Origin of the sequence: Pseudomonas sp. NFPP02 (genome assembly GCF_900119355.1) — a bacterium.
GTDB classification, from domain to species: Bacteria; Pseudomonadota; Gammaproteobacteria; order Pseudomonadales; family Pseudomonadaceae; genus Aquipseudomonas; species Aquipseudomonas paracarnis.
This window is the reverse complement of sequence record NZ_FPJI01000004.1, coordinates 394,975-406,019: the sequence shown is the minus strand read 5'-3', so window position 1 is coordinate 406,019 and position 11,045 is coordinate 394,975. Positions and strand designations below refer to the sequence as shown.

General features: G+C 59.6%; 10 protein-coding genes and 2 pseudogenes. 6 read left to right on the top strand and 6 right to left on the bottom strand.

From position 1 onward, the window contains the following. Nucleotides 1-1,888, top strand: a 1,888-nt coding sequence (locus BT204_RS27860; protein ID WP_175550963.1) for a carbohydrate binding domain-containing protein, incomplete at its 5' end; no start/stop codon positions are given. Nucleotides 1,889-2,018: 130 nt separating this feature from the next. On the opposite strand, the pseudogene BT204_RS10080 reads toward BT204_RS27860, so the two are convergent. From BT204_RS10080 to BT204_RS10070, 3 genes and pseudogenes are all read right to left on the bottom strand, one after another. Next, nucleotides 2,019-2,468 (bottom strand): annotated as a pseudogene (locus BT204_RS10080) (glutathione S-transferase); the annotation flags it as partial. Nucleotides 2,469-2,593: 125 nt separating this feature from the next. Beyond that, the gene (locus BT204_RS10075; protein WP_057975962.1) at nucleotides 2,594-3,544 is read right to left on the bottom strand and encodes an alpha-E domain-containing protein; all 951 of its coding nucleotides are present in this window, start codon (nucleotides 3,542-3,544) and stop codon (nucleotides 2,594-2,596) included. A gap of 2 nt (nucleotides 3,545-3,546) precedes the next feature. Beyond that, nucleotides 3,547-4,956, bottom strand: a complete 1,410-nt coding sequence (locus BT204_RS10070) for a circularly permuted type 2 ATP-grasp protein (protein WP_034127666.1) — start codon at nucleotides 4,954-4,956, stop codon at nucleotides 3,547-3,549. Between the two features lie 428 nt (nucleotides 4,957-5,384). Between BT204_RS10070 and BT204_RS10065 the strand changes: the two genes are divergently transcribed. The 3 genes from BT204_RS10065 to BT204_RS28275 all read left to right on the top strand — a co-directional run bounded on the left by BT204_RS10065 (nucleotide 5,385) and on the right by BT204_RS28275 (nucleotide 6,374). Next, on the top strand, nucleotides 5,385-5,930 hold the full coding sequence (locus BT204_RS10065) for a hypothetical protein (protein ID WP_014718415.1): 546 nt from the start codon (nucleotides 5,385-5,387) through the stop codon (nucleotides 5,928-5,930). A gap of 85 nt (nucleotides 5,931-6,015) precedes the next feature. After that, nucleotides 6,016-6,228 carry a hypothetical protein gene (locus tag BT204_RS10060; RefSeq protein ID WP_072446696.1) on the top strand — a complete coding sequence of 71 codons (213 nt, stop codon included), beginning with the start codon at nucleotides 6,016-6,018 and terminating at the stop codon, nucleotides 6,226-6,228. Between the two features lie 11 nt (nucleotides 6,229-6,239). Beyond that, nucleotides 6,240-6,374, top strand: a complete 135-nt coding sequence (locus BT204_RS28275; RefSeq protein WP_014718417.1) for a hypothetical protein — start codon at nucleotides 6,240-6,242, stop codon at nucleotides 6,372-6,374. Here BT204_RS28275 and BT204_RS10055 read toward each other — a convergent pair. After that, nucleotides 6,365-6,712: a helix-turn-helix domain-containing protein gene (locus BT204_RS10055; protein WP_054899059.1), complete on the bottom strand. Its 348-nt coding sequence runs from the start codon at nucleotides 6,710-6,712 to the stop codon at nucleotides 6,365-6,367. The genes BT204_RS28275 and BT204_RS10055 overlap by 10 nt on opposite strands. A gap of 55 nt (nucleotides 6,713-6,767) precedes the next feature. Further along, complete coding sequence (locus tag BT204_RS10050) at nucleotides 6,768-8,114, bottom strand: cation:proton antiporter (RefSeq protein ID WP_054899060.1); 1,347 nt, start codon at nucleotides 8,112-8,114, stop codon at nucleotides 6,768-6,770. Nucleotides 8,115-8,306: 192 nt separating this feature from the next. Here BT204_RS10050 and BT204_RS10045 point away from each other — a divergent pair. Next, a pseudogene (locus BT204_RS10045) lies at nucleotides 8,307-9,473 on the top strand (aminotransferase class I/II-fold pyridoxal phosphate-dependent enzyme); the annotation flags it as partial. Between the two features lie 47 nt (nucleotides 9,474-9,520). Here BT204_RS10045 and BT204_RS10040 read toward each other — a convergent pair. Then, entirely contained in the window at nucleotides 9,521-9,961 is a 441-nt protein-coding gene (locus tag BT204_RS10040) for an Lrp/AsnC family transcriptional regulator (RefSeq protein ID WP_034119698.1), read from the bottom strand. 108 nt (nucleotides 9,962-10,069) lie between these two features. On the opposite strand from BT204_RS10040, the gene BT204_RS10035 reads away from it, so the two are divergent. Then, entirely contained in the window at nucleotides 10,070-10,978 is a 909-nt protein-coding gene (locus BT204_RS10035; RefSeq protein ID WP_034127661.1) for a DMT family transporter, read from the top strand. Nucleotides 10,979-11,045: the final 67 nt, after the last annotated feature.

Here is an 11,045-nt window from a genome sequence, read left to right as displayed (position 1 = left end):
TTCCGAAAAACTCTATCTGGACGTCGTGGGGCAAGTCGTCAGGTGGCCGGCGCCGACGATAGACGAGGACCAGGGTGGCCATATCGAGCCGGATGTCGACGCGACCGTACGCTTCCCCCTTCAAGGGAGCTGGCCGAAGGACGGTTATATCGAAGTCATCTTCCGGGTCAGCAGCGCCGATAACACCATCGAACATCGCATCGGCCGCGAGGTCGACGATATTCCGCCTACGGCCGGTGGGGATTTGTTGTTTACGGTATACCCCGACGAACTGCGGCGTTTCGACGGCCACCTGACCGACGTGTTTTACGCCCATACCCGGCCCGGCGGCCGCCCGCAGGAGTCCCTGCGGTTGCAGATCGTTGTGGGTCAGATCAAGCGTACGATGCCCAAGCCGATTGTCGACAAGGCGATCAGCGGCCAGTTGAATCCGGATGATGTAGGTGCCTACGCCACCGTGTTTGCACCGTTTGGCGAAACACTGCGCGGCGACTGGATCCGCATGTACTGGCTTGGCCGGGGCGCCCGCACCGAAGTGCCGGTGGAGGTGGCCGTGAATGGCGCCACCACCGCCCACGACATCGAAAAATACTACGTGGAGAACAACCTGGATGAGTCGGTGACGGTGTTCTATACGCTGACACGCGCTGATGAGGCGATGCCGCGTTACTCACAGATCACCGAGGTGCTGATCAGCCGTGGCGTGGGCGAACTGCCGTCGCCGACCTTGCTTGAAGCGCAAACCACCGGCCCCGACACCGCCGACCTGGAACCCCTTAAGGTGCAACAGGGCACCCAATTGGTGGTGAGCTACGTGGGCATGCGCAACGGTGACTCGATCAAAGCCAGCATGGTAGGCGCCGGCAATGGCGGTTCGCCAGATATCCCGGCCAAACCTGGGAATGAAGCCTTGCAGGAGGTGGCGTTCGATATTTCCAGGGCGGCGATTGCGGCGAACATTCGTGACCACGTCACCACGGTGAAATACCACTATGTGGTAACCCGTGCGGGTGTCTCGGTCACGTCGGCAATTTTGACGGTGACCGTGAGGCCGATACCGCAATCGGAGCTGGCCAAGACGGTCATCAGGCTCAACGAGGCCAATAGCGCGACAAAGGTGTTGGACCTGGATAGCTTCGTCGGCAACGCGATGGCGCATGTCGGCACCTGGCCGTTTATCACCGCCCCTTATCCGGTCTCGTTGAAGTTTTTTGGTAGAACAGCCGCTAATGTTGCTCATGACCTGACGCTGTTCAGTTTCAACAGCTCGTATGTCAATCCGAACTGGGTTGCCCAAGGCCGTTATGAATATCGCCTGTTGCGCACTTACCTCGATGGGTTGGGCCATGGCACAAAATTGAGGATGGAATTCAAAGCCGCCGTCAGTCTCAGCAAGGTTGAAGCCGAGGCGATCAGCTTTCCGATAGTGGAGTACACGGTTGTTTCTGATTCTGGAAAATTTGATGACCTGACGACATTTGATAATTATAACAAGAATGGTTGGGCTGCCAGCCGCGGTTCAGTTGACGTTAATTTATCAGATGGAAACTATTACGCGGTTGGGCGTCCTTACACTTATTTGGATGGTAGTGCATTGATTGGTATATATAAGTTATATCGTGATGTGCAGGTTGGTAGAACATATCGAATGTCGTTTGATATATCGTTAAGTAGTCCTCGTATGAGAACTCGTGTTGGTCTCAACGTGGCCGGTTATCTAATTCTTAGAGACTATTACTGGTCGGGGGAGGGTTGGCATACTGTCTCGCTCGATTTTGTTCCTATAACACAGCCCGGTGACGTAGCTATTTATATTTTTCTGGGTTTCGATCCAGAAGATGTTAAAGATCCTGTCCATGTAGACAATATTAGATTTGGGCCCAGATAGGACGGTACGAAGGAAATTTATTTAGAAGTGAGTCTGGCCCATACTCTCTCGGCGTAGGAGAGTATGGACGGATTTGTCTAAGGCTGAAGTATGAAAAGAAACCTATTCTTTAATCCAACACTGAGTGTCGTCAGTGCTTTGCCATCACGGCAATAAACAGAGGCGACTCCAGGAACCGCTGGAGCCACGCCTGTAACCGGTCATACTCTGTACCCGCAAACCACTCCCGATCCACATGGGCAAACTGGCGCACAAACGGCGCCAGCGCCACATCCGCCAGGCTCAGGTGTTCGGCGAGCAAGTACTCACGCTCCGCCAGCAAGCCTTCCAACTTTTGCAAGAACACCTCACCCTCGGCCCGATAATGCTCCATCGGCTGTTCCGGGTAGCGCTCGGCATACTTGTATCGATTCAAGTGATGCTTGAACACCTGATCATTCTCGGCAATCAACGCCAGCACCGCAGGGGCACCTTGCAGCAGCCAATCATCCGGGTCGTGCTGCGCCAGAGCCCATTGCATGATCTCCAGGCTCTCCTCGATCACTCGACCTTCGACACTCAACACCGGCACCGTACCTTTGGAAATACGGGGCAGATTTATTTAAATAGTAAATCTGCCCGATCTGGCGCTCTTTCAACGATCAATACGGGCCGGCGTAATACTGTGCTGGTACCAAGAGATAGGTCACTGCCACCCAGTATCAATCAAACGACTTCCAGATAAGAGCTCTGCACCGCCCCCGCCAACTCCCGCACGCCCTCAATAAACTCCGTCAACCGCCTATGCAACCCATCCTCCAGAATCTCATCAATCCCCGTATACCGCAGCCGCGCTTCAAACTCGGCAGCCAAGCGCTGCGCAGTGCGCCCATAACTACCCGGCAGATCCGCGAGAATATGGCTCAACTCCTCGATACACGCATGCAGCGAGCGCGGCACGTCACTGCGCAACAGCAGCAGTTCCGACACCGAGCGGGCATTCAAGGCATTGGGATACAGCTCGGTATACGCCTCGAATGACGACAACGCGCGGAGCAGGGCGCTCCACTGGTAATAGCCGCGGGCCGACAGGTCGCTGACTTCTTCGGACTCTTCGCCGAACATCTCGTAGCGTGCATCCAGCAGGCGCAGGGTGTTGTCGGCGCGCTCGACAAAGGTGCCGAGGCGGATGAAGCGATAGGCGTCATTGCGCATGATGGTGCCCGAGGTCGCGCCGCGAAACAGGTGCGAACGTTGTTTGACCCAGTCACAGAAGTGGCTGATGCCATGTCGCGCCAGGCCGCCGGCGGCAATGCTGCGCATTTCCAGCCAGGTGGCATTGAGGTTTTCCCACATGTCGGCGGTGATGCGTCCGCGCACGGCGTGGGCATTGCCCCGGGCGGCGCGCAGGCAGTTGTAGATGCTGGCCGGGTTTTCTTCGTCGAGGGCGAAGAAGTGCAGCATGCGCTCGGCATCCAGGGTGTGGTGGCGTTCGAGGTAACTGTCCAGGGTGCCGCTGCTGAGCAACGACATGGCCAGTTCATCCAGGCCATCGCTGCGCCCGGCCTGGGGCATCAAGGACAGGGAATAACTGACTTCCAGCATGCGTGCCAGGTTCTCGGCGCGCTCCAGGTAGCGGGACATCCAATACAGATCTGCAGCGGTTCTACTCAACATAGTCAGCCCTCCACCACCCAGGTGTCCTTGGTTCCGCCGCCTTGCGACGAGTTCACGACCAGCGAGCCTTCCTTCAGCGCCACGCGGGTCAAGCCGCCGGGCACCAGGCGGGTTTCCTTGCCCGAGAGTACGAATGGGCGCAGGTCGATATGCCGGGGCGCAATGCCGTTTTCGACGAAGGTCGGGCAGGTGGACAGGCTCAGGGTGGGTTGGGCGATATAGGCATGGGGACGGGCCTTGATGCGCTGGCGGAAGTCTTCGATCTCGGCGGCCGTCGACGCCGGGCCCACCAGCATGCCGTAGCCGCCGGAGCCCTGGGTTTCCTTGACCACCAACTGTTCGAGGTTGGCCAGCACATGGGACAGTTCATCGGGCTTGCGGCATTGGAAGGTCGGCACGTTCTGCAGGATCGGTTCCTCGTCCAGGTAGAAGCGGATCATCGCCGGTACATAGGGATAGATCGACTTGTCGTCAGCCACCCCGGTGCCGATGGCGTTGGCCAGTACCACATTGCCGGCGCAGTAAGCCGCCACCAACCCCGGCACGCCGAGCATCGACTCGGGGTTGAACGCCTGGGGGTCGAGGAAGGCGTCGTCAATGCGCCGGTAGATCACGTCCACGGGCTTGGGGCCGTCGGTGGTGCGCATGAACACCTTGAGATCATGCACAAACAGATCGGCACCTTCCACCAGCTCTACGCCCATTTCCCGGGCAAGGAACGCGTGTTCGAAGAAGGCGCTGTTGAAGCGCCCAGGCGTCAACACCACCACATTCGGGTTATCGAGGCGGCTGGCGCTCTTGAGGGTCTTGAGCAACAGGTTGGGGTAGTGGTCCACGGGTGCAATGCGCTGCTTGGCGAAGACTTCCGGGAACAGCCGCATCATCATCTTGCGGTCTTCGAGCATGTAGCTCACGCCGCTGGGGGTGCGCAGGTTGTCTTCCAGCACGTAGTAGGTACCGTCGCCGTCGCGCACCAGGTCGACACCGGAGATGTGCGAGTAAATGTCGCGGTGCAGGTCCAGGCCGACCATCGCCTTCTGATAGCCCTCGTTGCCCAGCACCTGTTCTGCCGGAATGATCCCGGCCTTGATGATGCGTTGGTCGTGGTAGATGTCGGCGAGAAACATGTTCAGTGCATTGACCCGCTGGATGCAGCCACGCTCGATCAGGCTCCATTCACTGGCGGGGATGCTGCGAGGAATGATATCGAAGGGAATCAGGCGTTCGGTGTCTTGCTCGTCGCCATACAGGGTGAAGGTGATCCCGGCGCGATGGAACAGCAAGTCCGCTTCACGGCGACGCTGGGCCAGCAGTTCTGGCGGCGTATTGGCCAGCCAGCGAGAGAAGTCCTGATAGTGCGCACGGCATACGCCGTTTGCGTCATTCATTTCATCAAAGAAAGATCGAGCCATTCCAGTACCTTGTCAGTGCCCAGTGTGGCTTTGGGTGGCACTGCCGCTTAAAAAAACGCATGTTTTTATGAGCCCGTGGCTGAAGGTGCCAACAGGCCTGGTCCTTACTTTCTTATGGGGGCGGCTCTGGGTCGGGGGGTAACGTATGCTCCTGTTTTCCGGGGGGTGAATGGATAAAGCAATGCCTGTGCCGGAATGCGAATTAGGCATCAATAACCTGTGGCGAGCGAGCTTGCTCGCGCCGGGCTGCGCAGTGGCCCCAATAAAAGCGGGAGCGCTGCGCACTCCAGCGCGAGCAAGCTCGCTCGCCACAGGAGGGGGCTCACCACAATGGGGCGCGGCGTGTTTCAGATTGGTGCAGCAACCCACTTGAACTTCACCGAGCCCCGATTCTTCTAAGGAGTTTCGTCACCTTGTGGAGCACCGTCGTGTCCAGAATCATCTCCCCCCACACTCCGGAAGCGGCCCTGAACGACCACAGCGAACACAACGCAAAGATTTTCGGCTCGCCCAAGGACCGCCTCGACTTTTACCGGCGCGAGATCCAGTACGAAACCAGCATCCTGGCCAACCGCACCGACGCCTACCTGACCGCGCAATCCTTCCTGGTGATTGCCTTTGTCTCCGGCATGGGCAACCTCAACCCAGAATGGGGCAAGCTGTTCACGCTGGTGGTGCCGATCTTCCTGGTCTCGCTGGGTATTCTCAGTTCGCTGAATGCCTGGCCCGGTATCCGTGCGGCGTATGAAATTATCGACCACTGGCACTACAAGCAAAGCGAATTGCTGCGCAGCGAGCCGGTGATGGGCATGGCCTACGATGAATCGCCGCTGTTTTCCGAGGTGGAGTCGAGCCACAAGGGCTATCGCAAGTCGTTGTTGTTTTCCATGCGTGCGCCGTGGTTGTTCATGGTGTTCTGGCTAGTGCTGGGCATCTATGCGTTTTATATCCAGGTGGACAATCCACTGCGCTGAGCAATTGGACGGAACTTCAGCCGTGGCCGTGACGCCTTAGCTCTATGCGGTACAGATTTTTCACCGGCCTGCAAAGAGGTGCCTCATGACCCAGCCTAAAGATCCCCAGACCCACAATCGCAACGACCCCGCCATCGACGGCGGCGAGCCGGCCCCTGGCACTGCCGCCGAAGCGCCCAAGGATCCAACGCCTGCGAGCGACCCAAAGGCCAAGGAAAACGACTACAGTCCAGACTTCAGGCCTGAGCGTGAGCACAAGCCTGAAACCGATGCCGATATCGATACCCAAGGCGGTTAGAGGAGACGCACATGTCAAAAGAACTGGACGATGAACTCAACGACCCGGGCAACGAAGACCCGGGTTCGCTGATGGACGATGCCGAGGTACCGCTGAACGACCTGGATGAAGCGGCGGACGTTGGCAACACTGAAAATCAGGACTGATCCGGCGGCGGGCCCGAGGGATTGCTGAGCTTGAAGTAGACGTCTTCCTCGGCCCCGCCGTCCAGCGACACCTCCTGGCCCACCACGCGGTTATCGATCAGCGTCTGCGCCTGATCGCGGCTGATATTGACCACTGTGCTGCGCTTGCCAGTGATCACATACACCACATCCACCCCATGCTCGGCCAAAGCTGCCAGGTAGTTGGCATGGGGCAGGTCTTCGCCCAGTTCATATTGACGTTGCTCGCGTGTGGTCACGCCGCCTGCCTGCGCCAGGTATTGCTGCGAATATCCCAGGCGTTGGCGTTCCTCAAGCAATCGTTGGGCGATGTTTTTCATTAGTTGACTCGCACTGTGGGTCCTGACTGTTTGAAACCCCGGCGCGGTGCAGGATTCAATTTTTTTGCGCAGCTTGACGCTCATACCACGCCAGCATGGGCTGGGTGCTCAACCCGTGGGCCAGGATGCTCAACGCGATGACCGACAACGTCAGGTTGACCGCCACCGCACTGCTGGTGCCCACCAGCCCGTGGTTGAGCGCATAGAACAGATAGTAAATGCTGCCGATCCCACGAATGCCGAACCAACTGACCAGGCTGCGTTGCCGCCGGTCCAACAGGCGGCCCCAAGGCATGGCGAATACACTGGCGGGGCGAATCACACAAAACAGCAACGGTGCCACCGCCAACGCGGCCCACTCCCAGTGGCTGACCAGCACGATGCCCAAGACTGTCACCAGGAACACCTCCATGGCCCGCTCCACCAGGCTGCCGAAGGCCAGCATGTCGCCCATCATCACGCCTGCCGCGATCTGGGTGTCCTTCAATTGGCTGACGTCACCATGCAAGGCTTGCTCGGGCTCGATTTCAAGGTGGCCCACCACCGGTTGCGCCAGGTGCTCGGCGGGTGTCTGGGCGTTGCCGGTGGACTTCACCTCGGCCTGGCGCAACCCCAGGCCCGCCGCGAATACCGACAGGAAGCCATAGCCGCCCACGGCTTCGGCGGTCACATAGGCAAGGGCGATCAATGCCAGTGTCAGGTAATCATTGGGCGAGAGGGTGCTGTCGGCATTGATCAGGCGCAGGCGCAACGTCACCCGGCCGATACCTCGGCCCATCCAGTAGCCGATCAATAGCCCGACCGGCACCGCCCATACCAGGTTTTTCAGCACCCAACCGCCGACCCAGTCGCCATCGAAGCCGCCGTGTTGCATGAACAGCAGGCCGAAGATCACAAAAGGAAAGGCGCTGCCATCGTTCAGCCCCGCTTCGCCTGACAGACCGAAGCGCAGCGCGTCGTAGTCCTGGGCATTGTTGACCTGAACCAGGCCCGCCAGCACCGGGTCGGTCGGCGCCAGGATCGCGCCCACCAGCAGAGACACCCCCCACGACAGATCAAGCAGGTAATGCAGCAACAGCCCGGTGCCGAGGATGGTCAACAACATGACCGGGCCGGCCAGGCCGAAGGCGATGCGCCAGGTGCGATGCTTGAGCGGCAGGCGCAATTTCAGGCCGCTGACAAACAGCGAAAACAGCACTGCCACTTCGGTCAGGTGCTCCATCCAGCGCGCCGAGCCCTTGATGTCCAGATGCAGCAGGTCCACACCCAGAGGGCCGATGGCGATACCCAGCAACAGGCACACCGCCGAGGTGGTGACCGGCATCCAGCGCAAGTATGAGGAGGTGAGGGCCAGGGTAAGCAGTACGGCGCCCAATACGGCCAACCATAGAATGAAAGTCATTGTGCGTGTTCCAGGGCCGTGGTCTATGCAGCTTTGAGAACGGCGACCGGAAGGGGGTTCAATGTGATTGCCTGCCACGGGGACAAGGCCCTATTTAGCCATTGAACGAAGGTTTGCCATGCACTAAGTTGGCCGCTTGTCGCTCGCGCATCTACGGATCTGCGTCTTTCTTCTTTCACCAGAGGCTCTGGCATGAAGTTTTCTCCCTTCGTTGAGCGCATTGCAGGGCAGGGCGTTGCCGCCTGGGACATCCACCACGCCGCGTTCGACGCCGCCAGCCAGGGCGAAGACGTCATCATCCTCAGCGTCGGCGACCCGGATTTCGCCACGCCGACCTTTATCACCGACGCCGCCGTCAATGCCTTGCACGCGGGAGATTCTCACTACACCGAGATCGCCGGTCGCCCGGCACTGCGCGAGGCGATCGCAGCCCGTTACAGCCAGACCCTTGCCCGGCCGTTGGCCGCCGACAACGTGATCATCGTGCCCGGTGCGCAGAACGCGCTGTTCATCAGTTCGCTGTGCCTGTTGCAGGCCGGCGACGAAGTGCTGGTGCTCGACCCGATGTATGTCACCTACGAAGCCACGCTCAAGGCCAGCGGCGCCACCCTGGTGCGGGTGCCCTGCAGTGCTGAAGCCGGCTTTCGCCTGAATCCGTCCTTGCTCGCCGCCGCGATCACCCCGCGTACCCGGGCGATATTCTTTTCCAATCCGAACAACCCCACTGGCGTGGTGCTTGACCTGCAGGAGCTGCAAGCCATTGCCGACCTGGTCATCGCCCATGATCTGTGGGTGGTGGTGGATGAGGTCTACGAAAGCCTGGTGTTCGACGGTCAATACCACAGCCTCGCGGCATTACCGGGCATGGCGCAGCGCTGCATTGTGATCGGCAGCTTGTCCAAGTCCCACGCCATGACCGGCTGGCGTATCGGCTGGCTCATCGCTCCAGTGCAAATGGTGCAGCACGCCGAAACCCTGCTGTTGAGCATGATGTACGGCTTGCCCGGCTTTGTGATGGAGGCGGCGACCGCCGCGGTGTTGGCCCACGATGAAGTCACTGAAGGTATGCGGGAGACCTACCGACGCCGACGTGACCTGGTAGTGACCGCCTTGAGCACCTGCCCAGGCATCCGGGTGCTGGCGCCGCAAGCCGGCATGTTTGTGCTGGTGGATGTGCGCGGCACGGGGCTGGGGTCGCTGGATTTTGCCTGGCGCCTGTTTCGTGAAGCGGGCGTGTCGGTGCTGGACGCGGCAGCCTTCGGCGAGCCGGCCCAGGGGTTCGTTCGACTGTCCTTTACCCTGGGCGAGGAGCGCCTGGCGCAGGCCTGTCGGCGGATTGTGGGGTTTGTGGAAAAGCTGACCAGTGAGCGCGCCGTGCACTGGGCATGAGTACCTGAACAACTTATTTAGTCAGCCAACGGCGGCAAACGCCGTTTCACCGGGGTTTTCTTGACGATAGCGGTGTTGGTTTCGGCATAGGTATTCAGCCGGTCCAGCAGCGTGTCGAGGTGTTCCATGGTGCGTACGTGCAGGCGTGCGATAAAGCAGTCGTCCCCGGTAACCTTGTCGCACTCTGTGAACTCGGGGATCGCCTGGATCTGGCGCTCCACTTCCTGCAATTTGCCGGGCAGGGGGCGAATGCGCACGATGGCTTGCAGCAGGTAGCCGAAGTGCTTGGGGTCGATGTCGACGGTGTAGTGGGTCAGCACGCCGCGTTCTTCCAGGCGGCGCAGGCGTTCGCTGACGCTGGGTGAAGACAGCCCGGTGATGCCTGCCAGGGCTTTGAGGGACAACCGCGAGTCGTCCATCAAAGCGGCGATCAACTGCTGGTCGATGGTGTCGATCATGGTCTGTGCCTAATAAGAAAAGGTGATTTCGGGCTTTTGCCTTTTTTAGTCGCTGTAGCCGTCGCCAACAGATTGCCATACTGGAGCCTCACTTGAGGAGCCTCAATCATGGATTCATCCATCCGTCGCGGGTCGTGGGAAATGGTCGCCGCCATGCTGATCTCGGGCAGCATTGGTTGGTTTGTGCTGGTGTCTGGCGTGTCGGTGATCGAGGTGGTGTTCTGGCGCTGCGTGATCGGTGCGCTGACGCTGGTACTGGTGTGCGCCTGGCTGGGTTACCTGCGCCTGGACCTGCTCAGTTGGGCAAAACTGGGGCTGGCCGTGCTCAGCGGCGTGGCCATTGTCGGCAACTGGTTGCTGCTGTTCGAATCCTACTCCCGTGCCTCCATCGCGATCAGCACCGCGGTGTACAACGTGCAGCCGTTTATCCTGGTGATGCTGGCGGCGGTGTTTCTCGGTGAAAAAATCACCGTGCAGAAACTGGCGTGGTTGAGCGTGGCGTTCCTGGGCATGTTGGCAATTGTTACCGCCCATGGCGAGCAAACGGGTGGAGGAGATTACCTGGTAGGCATCGCGCTGGCCCTGGGCGCGGCATTTTTGTATGCGGTCGCGGCGTTGATCATCAAGCGCCTCAAGGAAGTACCGCCGCATTTGATGGCATTGATCCAGGTGACGACTGGCGCGCTATTGCTGGCGCCGCTGGTGCCCTGGAATGGCCTGCCGGCATCCACCACGACGTGGGCGGCCTTGGTCACCTTGGGGGTGGTGCACACGGGTTTGATGTATGTACTGCTGTATGGCGCGATCCAGAAACTGCCGACGGCCATTACCGGCGCACTGTCGTTCATCTACCCGATTGCGGCGATCTTTGTGGATTGGATTGCGTTCGGGCATCGCCTGGGGTGGCTGCAATGGCTGGGTGTGGCGGCGATTCTGCTGGCAGCGGCAGGGTTGCAGAGGGGCTGGTGGTGGCCCCGCAACCTCGGTAGGCGCGAGCTTGCTCGCGAAGAAGGTTAACGATGACGCAGCGTATCAGGGTTGAAACGCGGCGTTCTCTCGTTCTTCGCGAGCAAGCTCGCTCCTA